The sequence below is a fragment of the Curtobacterium sp. MCBA15_005 genome (assembly GCF_001864855.1).
GTDB lineage: Bacteria > Actinomycetota > Actinomycetes > Actinomycetales > Microbacteriaceae > Curtobacterium > Curtobacterium flaccumfaciens.
In genome coordinates this window covers 128450-153445 of record NZ_MJGL01000034.1, presented here as the reverse complement: position 1 = coordinate 153445, position 24996 = coordinate 128450, and the positions used below count along the sequence as shown (strand labels likewise).

The following is a 24996-nucleotide window of genomic DNA, read 5'->3' as shown; positions in this document are numbered from 1 at the left end:
CACGGGCCTCCCGTCCGTCTGCTGGTCACGCTGCGGACAGGACCTCGCGCTCCAGCCGCCGGTAGCTGGCCTCCATGCCCTCCGTCATGCCGGTCGCGAGGATCATGTCCCGCTGTTCCCGGTCCGGGTAGGTGACGAGCAGCGTCATGAGCGTGACGCCGTCGTCCTCGTCGAACTGCAGGTCGTTCGTGTTCGGTGGGAAGGGTGCCCCGGTCATGCGTTCGGTCGACACCATCCGGCGTTCGGGTTCGACGACGAGGTTCTCGCCCTCGAACCCGAAGGGCTCGCCCTCGGTTTCACCGGTCGGCGCCCAGGCCTGCCGGAACGCGCCGCCCGGGGTCAGGTCGTTCTCGTACACCGTCATCTCCCACCCGTCGGGGCCGAGCAGCCACCGGCGCACCAGGTCGGGCTCGGTGTGCGCCCGCCAGAGCAGGTGCCGCGGCGCCGCGAACGCCCGGGTGATCCGGACGTGGGTGTCGTCGAGGACCTCGGTCTCGGTGCCCGCACCGAGGGCCCACTCGCGCAGGTCGGCGAGCACCCGGTCGAGCTGGCCGAACGCCTGCTGGTAGCCCTCGAGCATGCCCATCTGGAGCATCGCGTCGAGGTCGGCGGCCGAGGCGAACGAGGACACCACGGTGACCCGCGAGCCGTCGTCGGCCGGGCCGAACGACAACACGGTCTCGCCCGCGGGGAGTGACTCGTCGACGGTGCCCTGGGGGTCGGTGAACAGGTCACGGAAGACGATGCGGCGGGGCTCCTCGACCTCGGTGACCTGCCAGACGGCGTGGAACCGCTCGCCCTGCGGGGACGTCATCCGGTAGTCGGCACGGCCGCCGGGGCGCAGGTCGAACGTCGTGAACGTCGCGGGGAACCCGGGCGGTCCCCAGAACCGCTCGAGCTGACGTGGGTCGGCGAAGGCGGCCCAGAGGCGTTCGACGGGGACGGGGAACTCGGCGACGAGGGTCATCGAGAGGGTGTCGGGATCGGTGTGGACGGACGTGGTGGGCATCATCGCTCCTGGTGTCGTCGGGTGTCGTCTGGTGCTGGGTGTCCGGACGCGTCGCCGTCGAGTAGGTCGCCCAGGCGGTCCATCCGGCTGTGCCAGAGGCGGCCGTAGGCGTCGAGGAGATCACGGACCCGGTCGAGCTGCTCCGGCTCGGCGCGCACGATGCGGGTGCGGCCGCGGGCTTCCTTGCTCACGAGTCCGGCTCCTTCGAGGACGGCGACGTGCTTCTGGACGGCGGCGAACGACATCGAGTAGGCGTCCGCGAGCTCGCTCACGGACGACGACCCGACGAGCGTGCGCCGGACGATGTCACGACGGGTCGCGTCGGCCAGTGCGTGGAACACCCGGTCGACCTCGGCGTCGGACAGTTCGATTCGTACAACCATTTGGTTGTAGGTTACGTCCGGGCGGTCTCGTCCACAAGGGGGACCTGCCGGTAGTCTTGCCGCGGAGATCGGAGGGGCGATGGCGGAGCAGCTGGGTGCGTCCGGTGCCGTCCGTGCCCTCGTCGCCACCCTGCCCCGTGCGCCGCAGCTGTCCGACGTGGTGACCGGCGTCGGTCGGATGGTCGGCAAGCCCACGCGCGTCGTCGACGTCGACGGCCCGAGCTGGGGTCCGCTCACCGCGCTCGTGTCGCAGTTCGAGCACGAGAACCTGGTGCTCGTCCCGGCCGACGCGCCACCGCTCTACCGCATGCACTGCGTGCTGCACGAGCTCGGGCACCTGGTGCACGGCGACGTCGGCACCCCCACCCCGTCGTCCGTGGCCGAGTTCGCCGCCGGGGGCCACGTCTGCCGTCGTGCCCTCGACGCCGACTCCGGGCTCGTGAGCATCTCCGACGACGACGAGCACTTCGCCGAACGGTTCGCCTACGAGCTCGCGACGGTCCTGCTCGCCGGGGCCACGGGCGCGGACGAGCGGGCCTACGGCTGATGGCCGTCCTGCACGCCGCGGCCTTCTGGTTCGCGGCGCTGATCTTCCTCGCCCGCACGCCGTACGTGCTGCGGAACCCCCGTGGTCGGGCTGCCTGGGGTGCCACCGGCGTCGGGGCGCTCGGGCTCCTGACCCTCGGCAGCGTCGTGCCGCAGCCGGTGCTCGACGGTGCCCTGGGCGGCTCGAACCTCATCAACCTGGTGCAGAACGTCTGCGCGACCGTCGCGTTCTGGCTGATGCTGCGCGCGAGCACGGACGACCTGCCGGAGCGCCCGGTGCTCGCCAGGCCGGTGGCGCTGCTCGTCGTGGTCGTGGCCTTCACGGTGCCGTTCCTGCTGGTCGAGGAGCGCGGCGGGACCGACTTCCACTTCATCGTGCGCGAGATCGAGCAGACCCCGATGTGGCTCTACGCGACCGTCTACATGGTGGGCGTGGGACTGATCGCCGCGACGACACTGCGCCGCGGCGTGCTGCAGAACCCGGTGGCGCTCGTGGTGTTCCGCGTCGGGCTCGCGCTGGTCGTCGTGGCGAGCGTCGACGAGGTCGCCTCGCTCACCGCCGACCACTTCGGGCTCTTCCCGGCCGGGGTGCGGGACGGCCTGCGCCTGGCCTTCGACCCGCCGTTCTACCTCGGCATCGTGCTCATCGTCGTGGCGATGGCCTCGCTGACGTTCCGGCGGTGGGGCCGTGACCTGCGCCACCGCGGGCACCACCGACGCCTGCGCCGCATCGCCCGTCGGCACGCTGTGCGGGCGGTCGAGCGGCCGGGGGACCCGCAGGCCCGGACTTACGACCTGGTCATCGCGATCCGCGACGCCGAGGTGCAGGGACGGACCCTCGACGACGCCGAAATCGCGCAGGTGCGGTCGGCGGAACGAACCCTGACCCGGAGCCTCGGAGGATGACGGCGTGACGATCGTGTGGTGGGTGCTCGGAGCGCTCGTGGTGCTGGCGGCGGTGTCCCTGGCGGTCCTGGTCGTCCTGCGGAAGGTCGTCGGCAGGATCGTGCTGCCCGGAGGCGATCGGTGGACGCCCGTGCTCGAGTCCGACGCCGACTCCGTCCGGCTGCCGATCACCGACGACACCGTGCGGCCGGGGGAGTACGGGCTGTGGCACGACGGCCCGGGGCACACCACCGTCGGGCCGGTGCTCGAGGTCGACGAAGCCGCCGGGTTCGTGCGCCGGGCCGTGGTGCGGACGACCGGCGTGGTGTCCTCGCGGGTGCGGTGGAGCGGACACGTGCACCCGGACCCGGCGGCGATGGACGTCGACTGGTCCGAGGTGTCGCTGCCGACGCCGGTGGGGCCGGCACCCGCGTGGGTGGTGCGGCCCGGGCCGGACGGTGCTGCACGCCCGGACCGCGGTGCTGCGCAGGGTGCGGACTCCGTGGCTGCCCGGGGTGCCGATCCCGCGGCCGCCCGGACCTGGGCAGTCCACGTGCACGGGATCCGGACGACCCGGGTCACCGCGCTCCGGACCGTTCCCGCCGCGCTCGAGCTCGGCTGGACCTCGATCGTCCCGTCGTTCCGCGGGGACGGCGAAGCACCGTGGGAAGGCCGGGCCTCGCACCTCGGCGCGCGCGAGTGGGCCGACGTCGAAGTGGCGCTCGACCACGCCGTCGCGAACGGCGCCGAACGGCTCGTCATCGTGGGGTGGTCGATGGGCGCGACGATCACGCACGAACTCCTCGCCCGCTCGGCGCACCGTGACCGCCTGGCCGGGATCGTGCTCGTCGCCCCGGCACTGGACTGGGCCGTCACCGTCCGGTCCCAGGCCCGTCGCGCGGGGCTGCCCGGCCCTGTGGTGGGCGCTGCCCTCGGGGCGATGGCGACCCCGCACCTCTGCCGGACGGTGGGGCTGCGCTCGCCGGTCGACGTGCGCGCGCTGTCCTGGTTGCGCGCACCCCGACAGCTGCCACCGACCCTGCTCATCCACTCCACCGGCGACACCACGGTGCCGTTCTCGGCCAGTCAGGAGTTCGCCGACGCCCACCCCGGCACGGTGACCCTGGCGGTCAGCGAGCCGGCCGAGCACGCCTGGGAGCGCAACGTCGACGCCGCCTGGTTCGACCGCACCATCACCACCTGGGCGTCTGGTCTCGCGCACACCGGAGCGCAGGAGTAGAAGGAGCCATGGGGCAGCTCATCTACGACGGAAGACCGCTCGACCTGCGGATCGACGATCGCGCGCTCACGCACCTGCAGATCGTCATCGTCAACATGCTCCGGCGTGACCACCGCTTCGCGTTCTCGTGGAAGGACGACGTCGTCCACGGCAACGGTCGCAGCACGATCTGGCTGCACCCCAACGTGAGCCTGCACTTCAAGTTCACCGGCAGCCGGGTGCCGTCGATCAACCGCAGCTGGCTCGAGGACCTCTACGCCTCGGCCACCTCGGGGTCGGGGCTCGTGCTGACGCCGGAGCCGGCGGACACCAGCACGGCGGCCGACTCGGCGTGGTCGCGGGCGGTGGCACCGGGCGACGCGGACGACGCCTCGGGGACACCGAGCGGGAGTACCGCGCGCTGATCCCGTCAGCAATAGCACAGCGGGTTGATCCGGGTCAACGGGTTCCGCTCGAACTCCGCACCTCGTACGGTTTCCGTACCGCGGTTCGCTGTCGTCCCCCCGCACCGGCCTGCTAGGGCGCCGGTGCTGGCAGTGTCCGCGGCAGGAGGGGAACCCGAACAGCCCGTGACGCACAGCGAGTCCGGTGCCGACCAACCACCGGTGACCGAGACGAGCGAGGGACGTGAGTCCCGGATCAGGGGACTCCCTGCTCGGGTCGCCGACGCCACGCGTCGGTGACGCGTGCGTCACGCTGCGGGGCTCGCCGGTCCGCCCCCATCGACCGGCGCTCCTCCGGGACCGCCCCGGCCATCGGATTCGGGTTCCGTGGCCGGGGCGGACTCATCACCTCTGCACGCGGATCCGCCGTCAGGTCCGTGTGCGGCTCAGTAGACGTCGCGCACGTACCGCTTCGCGCGACGCATGTCGGCCAGGTACGCCTGCGCGTCGTCCTCGCCGCGCCCGCGTCCGGTCCGGATGACCTGGAGCAGCGCTGCTTCGACGTCCTTCGCCATGCGTGAGGCGTCGCCGCAGACGTACACGTGGCCGCCGTCCTCGAGCCAGGCGAACAGCTCCGCCGAGCGCTCGAGCATCCGCGTCTGCACGTAGACCTTCTCGGCCTGGTCGCGCGAGAACGCCAGGTCGAGGCGGTCGAGCACGCCCTGTTCCTGCAGCTCGGTGAGCTCGTCCCGGTACACGAAGTCGGTGTCCCGGTGCTGGTCACCGAAGAACAGCCAGTTGCGCCCGGTCGACCCGGACACCGCGCGCTCGTGCAGGAACCCGCGGAACGGGGCGACACCGGTGCCCGGGCCGATCATGATCATCGGGGCCGACTCGTCCGCCGGCACCCCGAACGACGCGTTCGGCTGCAGGTAGACGTCGACGGTGCCGTCCGGGTCGACCCGGTCGGCCAGGAACGTCGACGCCACACCGGCGTACATCCGGTGCGGGTCGCCGTAGCGCACCGAGGCGATGGTCAGGTGGATGCGGTCCGGGTGGGCCAGCGGGCTCGACGAGATCGAGTACTGCCGCGCCTGCAGCGGCCGCAGGTTCGGCAGCAGCTCGTCGAGTCCCGGGGCGGCCGGGCCGGCGTCGCGGAGCAGGTCGAGGACGTCGCGTCCCCAGAGCCAACGGTCCAGCTCGTGCTTGTCGCCGTGCGCCACGACGGCCGCGAGCTCGCTCGACGGCGCGCGCTGCACCAGGTCGGCGATGAGGTCCTTCGAGGGTGTCCGGATCTCACGGTCGGTCCGCAGGACCTCGGTGATCGGCCGGCCGTCGAACGCCTCGCCGCCGTTCGCGCCGACCTGCTCGAGCAGGTCCGCCACGAAGACCTCGTCGTTGACCGGCACGACCGCCAGGGCGTCGCCGGCCGCGTACTCGATGCCCGAGTCGCCGAGGTCGAACTCGTAGTGGCGGATCTCCTTCGCGCTGCGCGGCGAGGAGAGCAGCCGGTTCTCGACCAGGCGCGACGGGTACGGGTTGCGCTTGTTCCACTGCGACCCCGGCCGGGAGGCACGGCTCGCGCCCGCCCCGCCGGTCGCGCCGGCACCGTCGCCGGCGCCACCGACCGTGGTCGCGCCGGGTGCGGCCGTCGCGCCGGCCTCGGCGGCGAGGCGGTCGAGGACCGCCGCGGTCCACAGTGCGGCCGGGTCCTCGAAGTCGACGTCACAGTCGACGCGGTCGTGGATCCTGGTCGCGCCGAGCTGCTCGAACCGGGTGTCGACGAGCTTGCCGGCCTGGCAGAACTCGTCGTAGCTCGTGTCGCCGAGACCCAGGACGGCGTACTGCAGCCCCTCGAGCCGCGGCACGGTGCTCGCCTGGATCGCGTCCCAGAACAGCCCGGCGTTGTCGGGCATCTCGCCCTCGCCGTAGGTCGAGGTGACGACGAGCACGTGCGACATCTCGGCGAGCTGCTCGGGGGTGACGGCGTCGAGCGCACTGGCACGACCGCCGAGTCCGCGGGCCTTCGCGCCGGCGACGAGCTCGTCGGCCAGGAACTCGGCGTTGCCGGTCTGGGTGCCGAAGAGCACGTCGATCGTCGTCGTGGGCGCGCTGGCCGCGACCTTCTTGCCGGCGGCGGCGATGCCCGCGATGAACCCGGCGAGCCAGGACTCCTGGGCGGCCGAGAACGGTGCGTCGACGGGGATCAGCGACCCGGTCGGGGGGAGCAGGCTCACGCGGTCACCGCCTCGGTCGGCGCCTGCGGTGCCCGGCGGGCGATGTCCTCGAGCGCCGCGGTGGCGAGCAGCTCGTCGAAGCGGGCCTCGCGGACGCGGCCGTCGTTCTTGGCGTTCTGGTGCATGATCCACCCCGTGGTGCCCGGCGCGTCCATGCTGCGGTTGTTCCGCTGCGTGAGCGCGCGCTTGTAGTCGTCGAGCCGCTTGATCGCGATGAGCGTGGCGAGCTGGTCGTCGGCGAACCGGTCGAGCGTGCCGCGCAGGTACTTCACGACGCGCTGCTTGACGGAGAAGTCCTCGGTGAGCACGAGGTTCTTGACGGCCTCGGCGACCCGCGGGTCGGCGGCGCCGAGCGCACCCGGGACGCGCTCGAGGGCGACGTCCTGGGCGACCCCGAGCACCGTGTACGACGACAGCAGCGAGAACATGTCCTCGCCCTGGTCGCCGAGCGCCGGGGCACGGCCGTCGAGCACCGTGCGCTGGTCGCGGTAGTCGAGCTTGAACGCGCGGAGCTTGTCGGTGGCGATCGAGGTCGCGAGCTCGTCGAGGAGCTCGGGCCGGGTCGCCGCCGCGAGGATCTCGCCGGCGTCCTGCGTGAGCAGCAGGGCACGCGGCATGCCGACGTACACGTGCGCACGGGCGGTGTCCCACTCGGCGAGCAGCCGCTCGGCCAGGGCCGAACCCGTCGCCTCGAGGTGCCACTCGAGCAGCAGGCGGGCGGCGGCCTCGTGGAACGCACCGCGCTCGGTGTCGGTGACCGGGAACACCAGGAGCGAGTCCGTGCTGGCACGCTCGGCGACCTGGCCGGAGGGGTCGTACTGGTACAGGAACCCGCCGGACATGCCGTTGCCGAGGCCCTTGCCGAACGCGCCGAGGTTGAACACGGCACCGCCGGTCATGTACTCGCAGCCGAAGTCGCCGAGGCCCTCGACCACGGCGGTCGCGCCGGAGTTGCGGACGGCGAACCGGTCGCCGGCCTCGCCCTCGACGAAGGTGCGGCCACCGGTGGCCCCGAACAGCGCGAAGTTGCCGACCAGCACGTTGCCGCCCTGTGCGGCGCTGCCGCCACCGGGGGCGCGGACGATGATCCGTCCGCCGCTCTGGCTCTTGCCGACGCCGTCGTTCGCGGTGCCGGTGTGCTCGAGCACGACGCCGTCGTTGTTGAAGACGCCGTAGGACTGCCCGGCCGAGCCCTGCGTGCGGATCGTGACCGCGCCGTCCACCAGCCGGCGGCGTCCGCGGTCGTCCGTCGTCACGGCGGGCAGGCCCCGCACGTCCTCGGCGCCGAGCTCGTGGTTGAGCAGACGCTCGAGGTCGATGCCGAGCTGGCCACCGACCGACTTGTCGGCGTTGCCGAGCAGCACGCCGTGCACGAGCACGTGCTCCTGCGCGTGGTCGACGAGGGCGGTGCGGACGCGCTCGAGCAGGGCGTCGTCGGTGTGGAAGTCCTTCTCCAGGTACTCCGGGTCCGCGACGACCTTCTCGGGCACCTGGGCGAGCAGGGCACGGGCGTCGAGCCGGCCGACGCTCGCCGGGTGGTCCAGGAGCTGCAGCAGGTCGGTCCGGCCGCGGGCCTCGCGCAGGGAGCGCAGGCCGAGACGGGCCAGGATCTGCCGCACGTCGTGGGCGATGTTGAGCAGGTACTGGGCGAGCGCGCGGGGGTCGCCCTCGAACGCCTCGGCGTTCGTGGTCAGGCCCGCCGGGCACTTCACGTTGCAGTTCTTCGCCATCACGCAGCCGAGCATCATGAGCGCGGTCGTGCCGAACTCGAAGCTGTCGCCGCCGAGCAGGGCGCTCGTGACGACGTCGCTGCCGGTCTGGTGCGCACCCGAGCAGCGGAGCGTGACCTTCTGGCGCAGGCCGTTCGCGACCAGGGCCTGGTGCACCTCGGCGACGCCGATCTCCGCGGAGCGGCCGGCGTACTTCAGGCTGGTGACGGCCGCGGCGCCGGTGCCGCCGGTGTTGCCGGCGACGTTGATCACGTCGGCGCCGGCCTTCGCGACGCCGACCGCGATGGTGCCGATGCCCTCGGACGAGACGAGCTTCACGATCACCCGGACACGGGCGGCCTTGCAGTCGTGGATGAGCTGCGCGAGGTCCTCGATCGAGTACGTGTCGTGGTGCGGCGGCGGCGAGATCAGCTCGACGCCGGGCGTGCCACCCCGGGCCGCAGCGATGTCCACCGTGACCTTGGGTGCGGGCAGCTGGCCACCCTCGCCGGGCTTCGCGCCCTGGCCGATCTTGATCTCGAGCTCCTCGAGCATGGGGTCGGCGAGGTAGCCGGCCCAGATGCCGAACCGGCCCGAGGCGAACTGCTTGATGCGCGAGCCGCGGATGGTGCCGTAGCGGGAGTGGTGCTCGCCGCCCTCACCGCTGTTCGACATGCCGCCGACCATGTTCGTGCCGTGCGCGACGGCCTCGTGTGCGGTGGCGACGAGCGCGCCGTGGCTCATCGCGCCGGACGCCAGGGTCCGGGTGATCTCGTGGGCCGGCTGCACCTCGTCGAGCTCGACGCTCGCCGGGGCGCTCTGCAGCAGTGCGAGCAGGGCGACGGCCGCACCGGTGGCGCGGAGCGTCACCCCGGTGTCGTCGACGGCGTCGACGTCGATCTGTCCGGGGTGGAGCAGCGCGAGGCCGTCCGCCAGGGCCGCGTGGCGCAGTGCACCCGTGGTCCCCGTCGACGTGAGCTCCAGGCGGAACCGCTCCGTGCCTCCCGGCAGGTCCTGGTCGTCCGACGGACGCGAGCCGGAGAGCCCGCGCACGGTGACGCTGGCGTTGCCGCTCGTCGAGAAGCGGCCGAGCTCGCGCGCGAAGTCCTCGGCCGTGTCGATCCCGGTGACGTCCGCGGGCAGCGCGAGCACGTCGCGGAGCGCGGCGGGGCGGCGGGACCGCTCGTCGTGGGTCGTCTGCAGGAACGTGACGTAGCCCGGCGTGATGCGGTGCGCGTCGATCTCGGCGTCGCTCAGCCGGTCGTACCCGGTGTTCCGGTACGCGGCGTCGGTGATGCCGAACGAGTCGTCGAGCTGGCCGAGCGTGAGCAGGCGCAGCGCGTCGGAGTCGCCGGAGCGTTCGAAGGCCGGGCGCTCCTCGGTCATGCCGCCGAACCCGCGGACGCTCGCGACGCCGAACGAGTGGCCGGCGCCGTCGGAGCGTTCCTTGAACAGCCCGAGCAGCGGGACCTGGCCCTCGGACGCCACCGAGCGGGCACGCTCGTGCCAGTCCGTCGCCGCCTGGGCGATGCGCGCGAAGCCGACGCCGCCGACCGGTGCCTGCATGTGCGGGAAGATCCGCGCGAGCACGTCGTCGCCGGTGTCGAGGTAGTTCGGCTCGAAGAACTCGCCACCGATGTAGCTCTCGGCGGTGCACAGGCCGACGCGGCCCATGGTCTTCGCCAGGGCCTTCTCGGCGGCCTTGCGGAACTGCTTGAGCGCCAGGTCGGTCGCGGTCAGCTCGCCGGCGGGCGCGGGGGCGGCGGGGTACTTCTCCTCCGCACGCAGCCGAGCGCTCAAGCTGTACACAGCGGCGGCACCGAAGCCCAGCGCGGTCGCGACGTGGTGTGACGATGGCAGCTGGCCGCTCTCCGCGACGACGGACACCCGCAGGCGCAGACCGGTCTCGATGAGCCGCTGGTTGACGGCGGCCACGGCCAGGATCACGGGGAGGGGCGCATGGGTCGACGACACCTCGCGGTCGGTCACGACCGCGATCCCGCCACCGCGCGCCGCGAACGCCTCGATCGCGTCGCACAGCGCGTCCAGCGCGCCGCGCATCGCGTCGGCGTTGGCCTGCTCGTCGGCGGGCACCGGCACGTAGAGCATGTCGAAGCGCTCGAGCGGCACGATGTCCTGCTCGCGCAGCCGCACCATGTCGAGGTGCCCGAGGATCGGCGACTGCACGACCAGCTGACGCCCCGTGGTGCCCGTGCCGTCCGGCTTCGCGCCGAGTGCCACGCGCATCGACATCCCGTCGGCCTCGCGGATCGAGTCGAGCGGCGGGTTCGTCACCTGGGCGAAGCGCTGCGAGAAGTACTTCGCCATGCCGCCCTCGGTGTCGCTCAGGGCGTTGATCGCGTTGCCGTAGCCCATCGCCGAGATGCGCTCCGACCCGTTCTGCAGCATCGGGTCGAGCATGAACCGGAAGCTCTCCTGGTTCAGCGAGTACGCCACGTACCGGCCCGCGAGCGACAGGTCGCCGTCGTAGCCCAGGGTGGACGTCGTGCGCTCGTAGTCCGGAGCGGGCACGTCGTCCAGGTTCACGCGGGCGGCGTCGAGCAGGGTGCCGTAGTCACGGCGGGCCGCGAGCATGTGCAGCACCTCGCCCGTGCGCATGCGGGTGCCGGTGCGGTGGTCGACGACGAGCATGCCGCCGGCCTCGATGCGGCCGCGGTGCACGACCTCGTCGGCGTCGAACTCGACCTGGCCGGCCTCGGACGACACCATCAGGTACTCGGCCGTCTCGACGGTGCGCAGCGGGCGCAGGCCCAGGCGGTCCAGGCGGGCGCCGACGACGTCGCCGTCGCTGAAGATCACGGCGGCGGGACCGTCGTTCTTCTCCTCGTACAGCGAGAAGTACTCGAGCATGTCCCGGACGTCCGGGGTCAGGGTGCGGTCGTTCTCCCACGCCGGCGGCATGAGCGAGACCACGGCCTCGATGATCTCGAGCCCGTCGTCGAACACGCGGCTCTGCAGGGTCTGGTCGAGTCGGCTCGAGTCCGACTGCCCGGGCGGACGTACGATGCTCCGGGTGCGGGCCCGCGCGAGCGCCTCGTCCGACAGCCGGTTCTTGCGGTCGGTGTTCAGCTCGCCGTTGTGCGCCATCAGGCGGAACGGCTGCGCCATCGTCGGGTGCGGCTCGGTGTTCGTCGAGAACCGGGTGTGGAAGTACAGCGTCCGCACCGAGTGCCGGGGGTCGCGCAGGTCGGTGAAGTACCCGATCACCTCGCCGGAGTTCAGCCGGCCCTTCAGGATCTGGGTCCGGGCGCTGAGCGACAGCGGGTACAGGGCGGCGTGCTCGGCGCGCTCGGCGGCGGCCTGGGCGTAGGAGACCGCCTCGATGGCGAGCAGGGCGCGGTTCGCGGCGGCGTCGACCTCGGTGCGGTCCCAGTCGGACGGAGCACGGAAGACCCACTGCACGATCGGCAGCTGGTACTGCTCGGCCTCGGGGCGCGCGACGGAGTGGTCCACCGGGACGTCACGGACCAGCAGCAGTTCGAAGCCCTCGGCCGTGATGGCGTCCGTGACGGTCTGCTCGGCGCGGGCGCGCTCGTCGGTGCCGTCGGCTCCGTCGCTGCTCGGCACGAAGCAGTTCGCGACGCCGAAGTGCCCGGCGCGCAGCTGCTCGCCGGTGATGGCGCTGAAGAACTCCACCGACAGGTCGATGCTGACGCCCGCGCCGTCACCGACACCCTCGGCGGACTTGCCGCCGCGGTGCGGGATGGAGCACAGCGCTTCGTCGCCCTTGCGGATGACGTCGTGGCTCGGCGTCCCGTCGAGACGGGTGATGAAACCGACGCCGCAATCGCTCGATTCGCGGGCAGGGTCGTAGAGACCGAAAGAGGTGGGGTTCACGTGCGGGTCCAGTGGGGCGTTGCCGGCAGCGGACGGCGCGGGCTGCATCGATGGAGCGCTCGCCGCGGGCAGACCGATGGTGGCAGTCGGGCCCTGTGGGGTGGTGGTGCGGTAGGGCGATGCTACGGCTTGGTATACCGACCGTGCAACACGGGTGGTGCGGGGCGCGGCGCGGGGGTCTCCGGCTGGTGCGGGGGCGATCACTCGGTGCGAGGTCGCAGCGCCGCAGGGAGTGGACGACCTCGCACCGGATGGGCGACGCGGCGGGCAGCTGCCGTGCTGCTCGCACCCGGTAGGCCCGCCGAGGTGGTGGTACCGGGGCGGATGGCTCCGGTCGTCTGCGCCCGCGGAACACCCACGCCTCAGACGACACGAACCGCACGCCCGTCGCCACCGGGTTGGCTGCCGCCAGCACCGAGATCTCCACACCGAGGCGGAGCGCTGTGGCCCGGGTGAGAACGAACACCACGTGAACGCAGCGGACACGACACCTGTTGTCCGGATACGGTCGACGCACGATGACGACCGAGCGCGACGACGCACGACGGACGGCCGTGCTGCTCCCCGGGGAGCGGCTGGGGCTGGCGCTCGACGAGCGGTGCCCGGAGTTCACGGAGCTGCTGCTCGCGCCACCGTTGCACGGGATCCGACCCGACGGGCACGACTGGCTCCGGCGTCGGTACGAGCAGATCGTCCCGCTCGTGCTCCCCGCGGCACTGCGCGCGGTCGAACGTGGGGAACCACTCGACCCGGAGTGCCTCGTCCGGCTCCGCGAGGTCGCAGCCGCCAGCGCCGACGATCCGCAGGTCGACGTCTCGGTCGTGCTCCGCGGCGCCCTGCCCGCGATCCGTGTCTTCGCCCTCGTCATGCACACGGCCACCCGCGAGCACGCGACGACGATCGACCATGCCGGCCGGACGATGCTCGCGATGAGCCGGGCATCACTCGTGGCGCACGAACTCGGCTCGTGCTGGGCGGAGGCCTGGGCGCAGCACCGCGGAGGGGCGTCGGCGGACGCGACGACAGCACTCGGCACCGACGACATCGACCTGGTGGCGTCGGCGCCCGGCCTGGACGAGACCGAGGAGCGGATGCTGGCGCTCGCCGCCCGCGGGCTCTCGAACGACGCCATCGCCAAGGAGACCGCCTACAGCCGACAGGCCGTCGCCTGGCACCTCGGCCGGCTGATGAAGTCCTGGAACGCACCGAACCGGACGGCGCTGGTGTCGGTCGCCTTCGTCCGGGGTTGGATCCGGTCTCGGAGGGACTTCAGGCTGGCTGCACGCAACCGGCCGTCGGCGATCGAAGCGGCGCGGGCGGACGACGACGCTCCCGGACGCTGACAGCACCGGCGACGCCCCCTGGGACCGAGGTCCCAGGGGGCGTCGCCGACGAACGGAGGGGTCAGCCGCCGTTGACGTGGATGACGTTGTCGATGCGCTCGATGTTGCCGAACACACCCCAGTTCAGCCAGCCGCCGTCACCGTTGTTGGTGACCTTGCCGGGGCCCTTGAACCAGTAGATGACGTAGTTGCCACCCTTGATGTCGATCGACTGGGCGTCCGCGACGTCGCCCTCGACGGTGATGTCCTGGTTCTTGTTGACCACCGCGACGGTGAGGCGGTCGGGGTTGCCGGCGTTCCAGTAGCCGACGTCGAGCGCCGCCTGCACGGCACCGCCACGATCGCTCTGGTCGTTGACGGCGTCCTTGATCGCATTGACGATCGCGACCGGGTCGAGGTTGACGTTGACGTTGCCGCCGACGGACGACGAGGTGCTGGGCGGCGCGGGCTCGGCGGCCTGCGCGGGGGCTGCGACGAACGCCCCGGCGATGACGGCGCCACCGAGGGCGGTACCGGCGAGGAGCTTCACGGACTTGCGCTTGAACGAGTTCATGATCGTGTTTCCCATCTCTGCAGTGGTGACCCGTTCGGGTCGTCTTGCTCGGACAGGACCCAGCCTGCGTGCGCTCCGACGCGGATGCACGGGATGGGGCTCGACGTTGGTCGATCGTCTGACGATCCGGACCACGCCCGGATTTCGTGCTCAGCGACACCTCACGCCGTCGGCTGTGCGTGAGGTGTCGCTGAGCGCGTGAGAAGGCGTCCGAGCGCCCCGCTCCGCTCCGTCGCGCTCTCGGTCAGCGGGGCAGCAGGATCTGCACGATCGCGACGACCACGAGCGCCGCGATCGGGACGCCCGCGATCCACGCGCCCGCCCGCATCTGCGTCCGACGGATCGTGGGCGGTGCGTGCGAGGACCGCGCGAACTCGGTCGCGGCCACGAGCTCCGGCGCCGCTGCAGGCGGAGCGGGTTCCGGCTGGGGGCGGTTGTCCTCGAACGCCGGGACCTCGACCACCAGGTCGGCGGGGTCCGGGCGGCCCGGGAGCTTGTCGTACGAGTTCGTCACGGGGCCTCCTCGTCCGGCGTTCTCCGACCAGTATGCGACCCGGGCGGCACTCGGTGAGCAGGAGATGTCGAGTGCGGTCGCGGCACCCGACGTCTTCTGCTCACGAAGCGGCCGCAGCACCGCGGCCGACCGCCCCCTCGCACGGTGCGAGGGGTCAGGCGTACCGCTGCGCTGCTCGGAGTGCGGCGCCGGTGTACGAGCCGCCGAACAGGAACACGTGCAGCAGCAGCGGCGCGAGCTGGTGGAGCTCGACGCGCTCCTGCCAGCCGTCGGCCAGCCGTGACTCCCGGTCGTAGGCGGCGAGCACCGTCTCGAGCCGGGGCAGCCCGAACAGCCCGAGCAGTGCCAGGTCGGTCTCCGCGTGCCCGCCGTGGGCGATCGGGTCGATGAGCACGGCGGGCGTGCCCGCCGTGGGCGATCGGGTCGATGAGCACGGCGCCGGTCGGTTCGGACGAGTCCGTCGGCCAGAGGACGTTGCCGACCCACAGGTCGCCGTGCAGGCGCGCAGGTGCGTCCCCGACGAGCGCGGGCTGGGGCGACCCGAGCGTGCCGTCCTGCACGCGCGAGGCGACACGCTCGAACACGGCGGCCTGGGCGTGGTCGAACCCGCCGGCGTCGACGATGCGGCGGACGAAGTCGCGGATGCGGTACTCGGCGAAGAACTCGCCCCAGGTCGCCGGTGCCCGATCGGCCGCGACGAACGGCGTGCGCGAGCGGCCCATCCGCAGCGCCGCACCGCGGGTCCACCCGGTGGGCGGCGCACCCCAGTGGTCGGCACCGGCGGCGTGCGTGTGCGCGAGGGAGCGGCCGAACCGCTCCGCCTGGGCGGCGGTGGGGGAGCCGTCGGAGATCAGCTCGAGGTCGAGCACGGCCGGGGTCGGGCGCCCCAGCACACGGGCGATGCGGGTGCCTCCGGTGTCCTCGGCCTCGGCGAGCCAGGCGAGCCCGGCGGCTTCGGCTGCCGCTTCGTCCGCGGTGGTGAACGTCTTCACGTGCGTCTCGGCCATCGGCCCATCCTGCCGAGGGGGCACCGTCGACCGTTCAGCCGACGGTCACCCGGCGCCTCGGCGATCCGGCGACCCGGCGACCCGGCGATCCGGCGCCCCGGTCACCCGGCGATCCGGCGCCCCGGTCACCCGGCGACCCGGTCACGCGCTCGGCTCTCCCCGCCGGGCCGCGTGCACGACGAGTGCCAGCTGCACCCGGTTCTCGACGCCGAACTTCTCGTACACGTGCCCGACGTGCGTCTTCACGGTGGCCAGGCCCACGTACAGGTCGGCGGCGATCTGCGCGTTGGACGCCCCGTTCGCCACGGCGAGCGCGACCTCCCGCTCCCGCTCGGTCAGCAGGGCGAGGAGCCGGCGCTCCTCGGCTCCGTCCGGAGCGGTGCCGGCCCGAGGCCCGGCCGGTCCGCCGCCCCGGCCAGCGGCCGTCTGGCCCGAGCGGGGCCCGGCCGCGAACGCGATGACCCGGTCGAGCACGGACGGGGACAGGATCGAGCGCCCGGCCGCGACGGTCCGCACGGCCTGCACGAGTTCGTGCGGCGGGGTGTCCTTCAGCAGGAACCCACGGGCGCCGGCCTGCAGCGCTCCGAGCACGAGGTCGTCGCCCTCGAAGGTGGTCAGCACCAGGACGGCCAGGTCGGGTCGTCGGCGCAGTTCGCGTTCGGTGGCGACGAGTCCGTCGCACCGGGGCATCCGGATGTCCATGAGCACGACGTCGGGCGCGGTCGACGCGATGACGCCCTCGGCCTCGAGCCCGTCGCCCGCTTCGCCCACCACCACCAGCCCGTCGTCGCCGCTGAGCAGCATGCGGAGCCCGACGCGCACGAGCTGGTCGTCGTCGACCAGGACGACGCGGACGGGAGCGGTCACGGGGTCCACGGCAGCACCGCCTCGACCACGTGCACGCGTCCGTCGTCGCTGCCGGCGCGGAAGCTCCCGCCGACGAGGCGGGCGCGCTCGGCGAGCCCGCGCAGGCCGTGCCCGGCGGAGTGCCCGGAGGCGTCCGCGGGCGCAGGTCCGGCGGCCAGCGTGTTCGACACCACCACCCGGATCGCCGGGCCGGGGACGGTCTCGACGACGACGTCGACGAGCTCTCCGGGGGCGTGCCTGCGGGCGTTCGTCAGCGACTCCTGCACGATCCGGTAGGCGTGTCGCCCCACGGCCGTCGGTACCGCCGTGCCGTCGGTGTCGACGCGTGCCCGGACGGTCGCACCGCCGGAACGCGCCTGGTCGAGCAGGCCGGGCAGGTCGACGAGCGTCGGCTGCGGAGGCGCGGTGCCGGTCACCTCGTCGCCGCCGTTCGCCGCGGGGTCGCGCAACACCCCGAGGACGTCGCGCAGGTCGGTGAGCGCGGAGTGCGCCTCGGCCCGCACGACCCCGGCCGCCGCGGCGGTCTCGTCGGGGGTGAGCCCCGGGCCGCGGTACTCGAGCGCACCGGCGTGCAGCGCGACCAGGGACAGCCGGTGGCCTAGGACGTCGTGCATCTCGCGGGCGATGTGGGCGCGCTCCTGCTCGCGGGCACGGTCCTCACGCAGCTGCTGGTCGCGTTCGAGCAGGGCCGCGCGCTCGCGCAGGGACAGCAGGAGCGCCCGGCGCTGTCCGATCCCGATGCCGATCGCGACGAGCAGGGCGATGCCGACGAGGCCCACGAGCATGATCTGCCAGAGCGGCATGTCATCGGCGGGGGGTGCCAGGACGACGTCGTAGAGCAGTGTGGCGCCGAGCAGCACCGCGCCGGCGACGGCGAGTTCCACGGCTCGACGCCGGGTGGCGAGTGACACGAGGGAGAGTCCGGCTGCACCGACGGCCAGTGTCGACACCGAGCTGAGGGCACCGATGACGACGGTGATCACCAGCGGTGCCCGGTGCCGGAACGGCAGGAGGACGAGGGCGACCAGACCGGCTCCCACGTCGCCGAGGATCAGTGCGCCGACGTGCAGGTCGCTCCAGCCGCGGGTGTCCATCGACGGCCACACCAGGGCGGCGGTGAGCAGCCCGGTCAGGGCCGCGACGGCGACCCGCCAGGTCTGGGACCACACACGCTGCCCGAGCGGCACGGCGGGGAGCGCGGTCGAGGTCATGCCCCGAGCCTAGGGAGCCGTCGGGACGAGCGGATCCGCCGAAGGTCGGAGCTGCCCGAGCCGCCTGACCAGGGGACCGTCCGTCTCAGACCGCGTCGACCAGTGCCCGCGCCAACGGGTGCCACGCACGGGACGACGGACCGCTCAGCACCAGGGTCCGTTCGAGCCGCCGGGCCATCGGGATCATCACGAGGTCGGGCGGCAGCATCCCGCGGCCCAGGGTCGGCACGATCGACACACCCTCGCCCCGCTGGATCATCCCGAACATCGTGCTCATCTCCCGCACCCGGTGGGCGTACCGGAACGGGCGGCCGTCGAGCTCGTGCAGCTTCTGGACCTGGTACTCGCAGCCGCCGCCGCCCGCCACCAGGCCGTCCTCGTGCAGGTCGTCGAGGGTGAGCGCGGGCAGTTCGGCGAGGGGGTGGTCGCGGCGGATCACGGCGGCCATCTCGTCCCGCGCCACGACCACGCCACCCGCGGGTGCCGGCGACGGGTCGACGAGCACGGCGGCGTCGACGGTGCCGGCCTCGAGCCACTCCGGCATCTCGTCGTCGTCGCCCTCGTAGACCTGCACGTCGACGTCCGGCAGGGTCACGGCCCACAGCTCGCGGAGCCGCGGCAGCAGACCCTGGCAGACGGTGGGGACGGCGGCGAGGCGCACGGTGCCGCGCGCCGTGGCGGGCCGGACCACCGCCTCCAGGGCTTCGACCGAGGCGAGCACGCTGCGGGCGTGGGCCAGCAGGCGGTCGCCCAGCGGTGTGGCGGCGGCGACCGTGCCGCGGCGCACCACGGGGCCGCCGACCTCGCGTTCGAGCCCGGCGACGGCGTGGGACACCGCGGACTGCCCGACGCCCAGCGCGGCGGCCGCCGCGGTGAAGGACCCGGCGTCGAGCGTGGCGACGAACGCGCGCAGTTGCTGGACCGAGACGGTCATGCGTCCTCCTCATGGTGGCATGAGCCCCATGCGTTTGCCGCATGTCGCTCGCTGGTCCGACACTAGGCCACGTGAACGCCCTCCTCTACGCCCTCGTCGCACTGACCTGGGGCTCGAGCTTCCTCTTCGCGAAGATCGGACTCGACGGACTCGCCCCGCAGCAGGTCGCCACCGTGCGGACCGTGCTCGGTGGGGTGACGCTCGTCGTGGTGCTCCTGGCGACCCGTCGCCGGTGGCCCCGGGAGCCGCGGACCTGGGCGCACCTGGCGGTCGTCGCGGTGTTCCTCAACGCGGTGCCGTCGTCACTGATGGCGTGGGCCGAGCAGACGGTGCCGTCCGGGCTCGCGAGCATCTACAACGCGACGACGCCGATCATGACGCTGGCCGCGCTCGCGGTGCTCGTGCCGTCCGAACGGCTGCGCGGACGGCAGGTGCTCGGGATCGTGCTCGGCATCGTCGGGGTGCTCGTGCTGGTCGGCCCGTGGGACGTCCTGACCGACCCGGAGGTCCTGGCGAGCGTGCCGGGCCAGGTCGCGCTGCTCGGCATGACGGCGTCCTACGGCATCGGGCTCGCCTACCTGCGCCGGGTGGCCGTGGCGAGCGCGTACGACCCGGTCACGCTCGCGACGGTCCAGCTGACGCTGGCCTCCGGGATGCTCCTGCTGGTCGCGCCCGTCATCGCGACCGGTCCGGTGCAGCTGGACGGGAGGATCGTGGCCGCGATGATCGCGCTCGGTTGCGTCGGCACGGGGCTGGCCTACGCCTGGAACACCCGGCTCGTGCAGGCGTGGGGGGCCGGCCGCGCCTCCACGGTCACGTACCTGACGCCGGTGGTCGGGGTGGCGCTCGGAGTGCTCGTGCTGGGGGAGCGGGTGCGGTGGAACGAGCCCGTCGGCGGACTCGTCGTCCTGCTCGGGATCGCCCTGGCGTCCGGGGTGCTCCTCCGTCGGCGGGAGCCCGCGGCGTCCGCTGCCTGACCGGTCCCCGGGTCGAGCCTGCCTGACCGGACCGCCGGGTCGAGCCTGCCTGACCGGTCCGCCGGGTCGAGCCGTAAGATCGGCGGTGACGACGACGAGGTCGTCGCGAAGACGGAGACCGGCATGCACGACACCCACACCACCCGCGCGACCGCCTCGGTCGCAGCCATCCTCGCCGAGTCGGCGGCACGCTACCCGGACGACGTCGCCGTCATCGTGGGCGACGTCCGCACGACCTACGCCGAGCTCTGGGCGCAGACCCTCGCCTACGCCGGGGCGCTCCGTGCGCGGGGCGTGACCGAGGGGTCGAAGGTGGCGATGCTCGTGCCGAACGTCGCGGACTTCCCCCGCGTCTACTACGCCACGCTGGCCCTCGGCGCGGTGGCCGTGCCCGTGCACGCGCTGCTGAAGCGCCGCGAGATCGAGTACGTCCTGCGCGACAGCGGCGCGACGCTGCTCGTCTGTGCTGCCCCGCTGCTCGGCGAGGGCGCCGCCGGAGCCGAGCTCGCCGGGGTCGACGTCGTGACCGTGCTCGCACCGGCGACGACCGACGACGGGTCCGCGGCCGGCCCCGACCGGCTCGAAGCCCTGGCCGCGCAGAGCGAACCGCTCGACACCTACGTGCCGCGGCACCCGTTCGACACCGCCACGATCCTGTACACGAGCGGCACCACCGGCCAGCCCAAGGGTGCCGAAGGGTCGCACTTCTCGCTGCTCGAACAGGTCAACACCAACCTGATGACCACGTTCGACATGCACCGCGGGGACGTCCTGCTCGGCGCCCTGCCGCTGTTCCACACGTTCGGGCAGACCTGCACGATGAACACCGGGTTCCGGACCGGCGCGACGCTCGTCATGCTGCCGAAGTTCGACGGTGACACGGCGCTCGCCGCGATGGTCGAGCACGGCTGTGGCATCTTCATGGGTGTCCCGACGATGTACATGGCTCTGCTCGACGCCGCGACACGGTCCGAGGCCCGTCCGACGCTCCGGTACGCGATCTCCGGCGGGGCCTCGCTGCCGCTCGCGGTGCTCGAGCGGTTCCAGCAGGTCTTCGACGCGCCGATCCACGAGGGGTACGGGCTGACCGAGACCTCGCCGGTCGCCACCTTCAACCACGTCGGGCAACCGCCGCGGCCCGGCACCATCGGCACAGCGGTGTGGGGCATCGACGTCGAGATCGCCGACCCCGAGGTGCGCGACGCGATCGTCATGCTGCCGCACGGCGAGATCGGCGAGCTCGTGATCCGCGGCCACAACCTGATGAACGGGTACCTCGACCGGCCCGAGGACACCGCCGAGGCCATCGTCGACGGGTGGTTCCGCACCGGTGACCTCGGTACGAAGGACGACGACGGGTACCTGACGATCGTCGACCGCACCAAGGACATGATCATCCGCAACGGCTACAACGTGTACCCGCGGCAGGTCGAGGAAGTGCTCGCCACCCACCCCGACGTCGCGATGGCCGCGGTCTTCGGCGTGCCGCACGCCGTGCACGGGCAGGAGGTCGAGGCCGCGGTGGTCCTGCACGCCGGCGCGTCCGTCGAGCCGCAGGTCCTGGTCGACTTCGTCGCCGCCGAGATCGCCGCGTACAAGTACCCGCGGGTGGTGCACGTCCTCGAGGCGCTGCCGCTCGGTCCGAGCGGCAAGGTGCTCAAGCGCGAGCTCGTCGACCGGTTCGGCGTCGAGGTGACGGCCGTCCAGTGACCCCTGCCGCGACCGTGCAGGCGCGATCCGTACGCTGACCGGGTGACCGCCAGCCGCACCCCGTCGACCGCGCGCCTGCTGTTCGCGTCGTCGCACCCCGGCCCCACGGTCACCGTGACCGTCCTCGCTGCGGTGATCGCCGCAGCCGTGGGACACCCCGTGTGGCTCGTGGTCCTGGTGGCGCTGACGGTCGTCGCCGGGCAGCTGTCCATCGGGCTCGCGAACGACTGGATCGACGCGGACCGCGACCGAGCCGTCGGACGGAGCGACAAGCCCGTGGCCCGCGGACTCATCGCCGTCGGCACCGTCCGTGCCGCCGCGTACGCCACCGCCGGGATCGCCGTGGTGCTCTCGCTGTTCCTCGGGCCGGTCGCCGCCCTCGCGCACCTCGTGCTGGTCGCCGCCGGGTGGGCCTACGACGCCGGGCTGAAGCGTTCGGTGTGCTCGGTGGTGCCGTTCGTCGTCGCCTTCGGGCTGCTGCCCGTCGTGTCCGTCGCGGCCGGTCCCGAGGGGCAGTGGCCGGCGTGGTGGGCGATCGCCACGGGGGCCGTCTTCGGCATCGCGATCCACTGCACCAACGTGCTGCCCGACCTGGTCGACGACGCCGCGACCGGGGTCCGGGGCTTCCCGCACCGGCTCGGGCTCCGTGGCGCGGGGATCGTCGCGTTCGCCTCGCTCGTCGTCGCGGCCGCGCTGGTGCTCGGCGGACAGGTGCTCGGCGACGACCCCGTCCGGGGTTTCGGCGTCGTGCTCGCGGTCCTCGGTGCCGTCGTGGTGGCCGTGCTCGCCGTCGTCGGCGTCCGGCTGGTGCTCGCGGGGCGGGCATCACGCACCCTGTTCCGGCTGGTCATCGCGTCGTCCCTCGTGCTCGTCGTCGAGCTCGGCTTCGCGGGCGCGCGACTCGTCGCCTGACGACGCGGAACACGCTGCGCCTCCGCGCAGACACGCGTCTGCGCGTCTGCGCGCCGGACGCGAGCCGTCAGGCCCAGCGCATCGCGTAGAGCCGGGCCAGGCCGTGCGCGGTCGGCAGGGACAGGGCGGTCCGGAGCAGCGCCTCCCGGCCGGTCGCCGTGACGGGGCCGAGCGGACGGCCCAGTGCCATGTTCACCTCGGCCTGCCGGGCCGCGCGTCGGGCGGCTGCCTGGCGGCGGGCGGCGTAGCCCGGCCACGGACCGGGGACGCCGGTGCGGACGGCACCCACCAGCAGGGGCGCCAGTTCGGCGACGTCGAGCCACCCGAGGTTCATGCCCTGCCCGCCGATCGGACTGATCTCGTGGGCGGCATCGCCGACGAGCACGACCCGGCCGACGCCCACCCGGTCGGCGGCGCGGCGGCGCACCCGGAAGCCGCTGGTCATCGAGCAGGTCGCGGGGTCCGGCACGACGCCGGTGCGCTCCGCGACGAGTGCGGCCAGGCGGTGGACGACCGCGGGGTCCGGCGTGCCCGTCCAGCTGCCCTCGGCTGAGGCGAAGGCGTCGTCGTCCGGCACCAGGGCGACGTACCGGCGCCGCGCACCCGGCAGCGGGAAGGACTCCACGACGCCGTCCGGGCCGACGTCGACCAGCGCGGAGGACCGTGCCGACGGGGCCTCGGGGTCGGCGAAGTCACCCATCACGTAGCGGTCCGGGTACTCGCGCCCGGTCGTGCCGATGCCGAGCAGGTCGCGGACGGCGCTCCGGGCACCGTCGGCTCCGACGACGAAGGCCGCACGGACCGTCACGGTGTCGCCGTCCGGTCCGGTCCCGGTGGCGTCGACGTGGTCGGTGTGCCGGGACAGGGCGGTCAGGGTGGTGCCGGTCCGCAGGGCGCTCGGTGCGCTGGCCCGGAGCCGGTCCCGGAGCAGGGACTCGGTGCGGTGCTGGTCGAGGGTGGCCACGTACGGGTGGGTCGGCGACGCGCGGTCGAAGCGCAGGGTGCCGAGGGTCCGGCCGCGGCTGCGGGCCACGCCGGCGTGCACCAGCGACGCCTCGGCGAGCACCGCGGTGTCCAGGCCGATCGCGGCGAACGCGTCGAGGGACGGTGGGTGGATGCCGATGGCCCGCGAACCGGTCGGCGGCTCGGCCCGGCGTTCCCACACTCGGACCTCGACGCCCTGCGCCGCGAGGAGTGCCGCCAGGAACAGTCCGACGGGGCCGCCGCCGACGACGAGGACGTCGACGCGTTCGATGGGCACGTCCGCGAGCCTACGGTGACCGTTCGCCGCGGCGTTCAGTGAGCAGAAGGCGTCGGGTCAGTGGGCCGTACTCGACGTCTTGTGCTCACTCGATGCGCTGCGCGGGCGCGGGCGCGGGCGCGGGCGTCGTCGCCGGTGCGGCGTGGGCTGCCGCACGGCGACCCGCTCGGACCCGTGCGCGGAAGCGCTCGACGGGGACCTCGACGGCGTAGGCGGCGCCGATCGACACGATCACCACAGCGCCGACCAGGCCGACCGTACCCCAGGGGCCGATCGCGAAGGTGCCGAGCAGCGCGATCACCAGCGGGTGCCAGAGGTACGCCGAGTACGAGACGCGGCGGCCGAACCACGACACCGGCGTCCAGGCCAGGCCGGCGGACACGGGGGAGCGGACCGAGACCAGCCCGCCGATCGTCACCGCCGCGATCAGCCCGGTCAGCGGCAGCACGATGCCGAACGTCGACGCGTGCTGCGTCCAGTCGTCGTCGATCCGGAGCAGCACCCCGACCAGCAGCACGAGACCGAGCCAGGTCGCCATGTGCCCGAGGACCCCGGCGGCCCGCACGCGCACCCGTTCGTCGTCGAGCAGCAGGGCGAGTGCGCAGCCGATCGCGAGCGGCACGACCCCGAGCACGGGCGAGAAGTAGACGTCGGGCGTGGCACCGCCGCTCGGGCTGCGGTAGCTCGCCCACGACGCCACCGACGCTCCGACGACCAGGACCCCGAGCCCCGCCAGGAGCCAGCGACGGCGGACCCGGAGCGCGGCGAGCAGGACCAGCACCGGCGGCCAGACCAGGTAGAACTGCTCCTCCATCGACAGGCTCCACGTGTGCGCGAAGACGCCCTGCGAGGTGTCCCAGAAGGCGCGGAACAGGTTGCCCGTGTAGGTCAGCGCGATGAACGCCGCTTCGCCGGACGACAGCGAGGCGCCCTTGTAGTCACCGACCCAGTTCCAGAGCAGCAGCCCGACGACGACGAGCGCGAGCAGTGCCGGGTAGAGGCGGAGCAGCCGCTTCACCCAGAACGAGCCGAGGCGCACCCGCCCGGTGCGACGCCGTTCGCCGAGCAGCAGCGTCGTGATGAGGAAGCCGGACAGCACGAAGAACACCGTCACGCCGATGAAGCCGCCCTCGAACTGCGGCACGTGCAGGTGGTACAGGACGACGACCAGGATGGCGAGGGTCCGGAGTCCGTCGAGCGCAGGTGCGCGGTGCGTCAGCGGAGGTGGTGGAGCCTGCGGCGACCCGGCCTCGGAGTGCGCCGGGGTGGCCGTGCGGTGCTGTGGCTGCGCCTGCGTCGGCGCGTGGGTCAGCGTGGTCGTCGCCATGGTCCCTCCCCGCGCTGCTCGGTTGCGTGTCGCCGACCAGGGTCCTCCCCGCGGGTAAGAGGAGTCTCAACGAGCGGGGTGCACCAGGCTCGTCAGGGCCGATGCCGAACGACAGCGTCGACGTCGCACG

The 24996-nt window shown here is 73.0% G+C and carries 20 protein-coding genes and 1 pseudogene; 8 read left to right on the top strand and 13 right to left on the bottom strand.

Going from position 1 to position 24996, the window contains the following annotated elements:
* Window positions 1-25 precede the first annotated feature (25 nt).
* The gene (locus BIU89_RS12825; protein ID WP_071247055.1) at window positions 26-1009 is read right to left on the bottom strand and encodes an SRPBCC family protein; all 984 of its coding nucleotides are present in this window, start codon (window positions 1007-1009) and stop codon (window positions 26-28) included.
* Entirely contained in the window at window positions 1009-1392 is a 384-nt protein-coding gene (locus BIU89_RS12820) for an ArsR/SmtB family transcription factor (protein WP_071247053.1), read from the bottom strand. The genes BIU89_RS12825 and BIU89_RS12820 overlap by 1 nt, the downstream gene beginning before the upstream one ends.
* A gap of 79 nt (window positions 1393-1471) precedes the next feature.
* Between BIU89_RS12820 and BIU89_RS12815 the strand changes: the two genes are divergently transcribed.
* Genes BIU89_RS12815 through BIU89_RS12800 form a run of 4 tightly spaced genes read left to right on the top strand, consistent with a single transcriptional unit; the run spans window position 1472 to window position 4467 of the window.
* Window positions 1472-1939 (top strand): hypothetical protein, encoded by a 468-nt coding sequence (locus BIU89_RS12815; protein ID WP_027466017.1) that lies wholly within the window; start codon window positions 1472-1474, stop codon window positions 1937-1939.
* Window positions 1939-2844: a hypothetical protein gene (locus tag BIU89_RS12810; protein WP_071247051.1), complete on the top strand. Its 906-nt coding sequence runs from the start codon at window positions 1939-1941 to the stop codon at window positions 2842-2844. The genes BIU89_RS12815 and BIU89_RS12810 overlap by 1 nt, the downstream gene beginning before the upstream one ends.
* A 4-nt stretch (window positions 2845-2848) precedes the next feature.
* Complete coding sequence (locus BIU89_RS12805) at window positions 2849-4063, top strand: alpha/beta hydrolase family protein (protein WP_071247049.1); 1215 nt, start codon at window positions 2849-2851, stop codon at window positions 4061-4063.
* Window positions 4064-4071: 8 nt separating this feature from the next.
* Window positions 4072-4467 carry a DUF7882 family protein gene (locus BIU89_RS12800; protein ID WP_071247046.1) on the top strand — a complete coding sequence of 132 codons (396 nt, stop codon included), beginning with the start codon at window positions 4072-4074 and terminating at the stop codon, window positions 4465-4467.
* 425 nt (window positions 4468-4892) lie between these two features.
* Here BIU89_RS12800 and BIU89_RS12795 read toward each other — a convergent pair whose 3' ends face one another.
* Complete coding sequence (locus tag BIU89_RS12795) at window positions 4893-6683, bottom strand: sulfite reductase subunit alpha (RefSeq protein WP_071247044.1); 1791 nt, start codon at window positions 6681-6683, stop codon at window positions 4893-4895.
* Entirely contained in the window at window positions 6680-12250 is a 5571-nt protein-coding gene (locus tag BIU89_RS12790; RefSeq protein WP_071247040.1) for a glutamate synthase-related protein, read from the bottom strand. Before BIU89_RS12790 ends, BIU89_RS12795 begins: the two co-directional genes overlap by 4 nt.
* Before the next feature lie 518 nt (window positions 12251-12768).
* On the opposite strand from BIU89_RS12790, the gene BIU89_RS12785 reads away from it, so the two are divergent.
* Entirely contained in the window at window positions 12769-13593 is an 825-nt protein-coding gene (locus BIU89_RS12785; protein ID WP_071247038.1) for a helix-turn-helix transcriptional regulator, read from the top strand.
* Between the two features lie 61 nt (window positions 13594-13654).
* On the opposite strand, the gene BIU89_RS12780 is transcribed toward BIU89_RS12785, so the two are convergent.
* The 7 genes and pseudogenes from BIU89_RS12780 to BIU89_RS12755 form a co-directional block, all read right to left on the bottom strand.
* Window positions 13655-14161, bottom strand: coding sequence for a hypothetical protein (locus BIU89_RS12780; RefSeq protein ID WP_231495687.1), 507 nt, complete (start codon window positions 14159-14161; stop codon window positions 13655-13657).
* A gap of 229 nt (window positions 14162-14390) precedes the next feature.
* Window positions 14391-14660 carry a hypothetical protein gene (locus BIU89_RS12775; RefSeq protein WP_139179109.1) on the bottom strand — a complete coding sequence of 90 codons (270 nt, stop codon included), beginning with the start codon at window positions 14658-14660 and terminating at the stop codon, window positions 14391-14393.
* Window positions 14661-14814: 154 nt separating this feature from the next.
* Entirely contained in the window at window positions 14815-15054 is a 240-nt protein-coding gene (locus tag BIU89_RS18950) for a fructosamine kinase family protein (protein WP_071247033.1), read from the bottom strand.
* Window positions 15055-15157: 103 nt separating this feature from the next.
* Window positions 15158-15667, bottom strand: a pseudogene (locus BIU89_RS18945) (fructosamine kinase family protein); the annotation flags it as partial.
* A 141-nt stretch (window positions 15668-15808) separates the two neighbouring features.
* Window positions 15809-16543 (bottom strand): response regulator transcription factor, encoded by a 735-nt coding sequence (locus BIU89_RS12765; RefSeq protein WP_071247031.1) that lies wholly within the window; start codon window positions 16541-16543, stop codon window positions 15809-15811.
* Entirely contained in the window at window positions 16531-17745 is a 1215-nt protein-coding gene (locus BIU89_RS12760; RefSeq protein ID WP_071247029.1) for a sensor histidine kinase, read from the bottom strand. The genes BIU89_RS12765 and BIU89_RS12760 overlap by 13 nt, the downstream gene beginning before the upstream one ends.
* Window positions 17746-17830: 85 nt before the next feature.
* Window positions 17831-18679 (bottom strand): LysR family transcriptional regulator, encoded by an 849-nt coding sequence (locus BIU89_RS12755; protein WP_071247027.1) that lies wholly within the window; start codon window positions 18677-18679, stop codon window positions 17831-17833.
* Between the two features lie 71 nt (window positions 18680-18750).
* Here BIU89_RS12755 and BIU89_RS12750 point away from each other — a divergent pair, with 71 nt between their 5' ends.
* From BIU89_RS12750 to BIU89_RS12740, 3 genes are all read left to right on the top strand, one after another.
* Window positions 18751-19656, top strand: a complete 906-nt coding sequence (locus tag BIU89_RS12750; RefSeq protein ID WP_083404362.1) for a DMT family transporter — start codon at window positions 18751-18753, stop codon at window positions 19654-19656.
* 123 nt (window positions 19657-19779) lie between these two features.
* Window positions 19780-21366 carry a long-chain-fatty-acid--CoA ligase gene (locus BIU89_RS12745; protein WP_071247022.1) on the top strand — a complete coding sequence of 529 codons (1587 nt, stop codon included), beginning with the start codon at window positions 19780-19782 and terminating at the stop codon, window positions 21364-21366.
* Window positions 21367-21408: 42 nt separating this feature from the next.
* Window positions 21409-22278, top strand: coding sequence for a UbiA family prenyltransferase (locus BIU89_RS12740; protein ID WP_071247020.1), 870 nt, complete (start codon window positions 21409-21411; stop codon window positions 22276-22278).
* 67 nt (window positions 22279-22345) lie between these two features.
* Here BIU89_RS12740 and BIU89_RS12735 read toward each other — a convergent pair whose 3' ends face one another.
* Both BIU89_RS12735 and BIU89_RS12730 read right to left on the bottom strand, forming a co-directional pair.
* Window positions 22346-23539: an FAD-dependent oxidoreductase gene (locus BIU89_RS12735; RefSeq protein WP_254791626.1), complete on the bottom strand. Its 1194-nt coding sequence runs from the start codon at window positions 23537-23539 to the stop codon at window positions 22346-22348.
* A gap of 85 nt (window positions 23540-23624) precedes the next feature.
* The gene (locus BIU89_RS12730; RefSeq protein WP_071247018.1) at window positions 23625-24866 is read right to left on the bottom strand and encodes an acyltransferase family protein; all 1242 of its coding nucleotides are present in this window, start codon (window positions 24864-24866) and stop codon (window positions 23625-23627) included.
* Window positions 24867-24996: the final 130 nt, after the last annotated feature.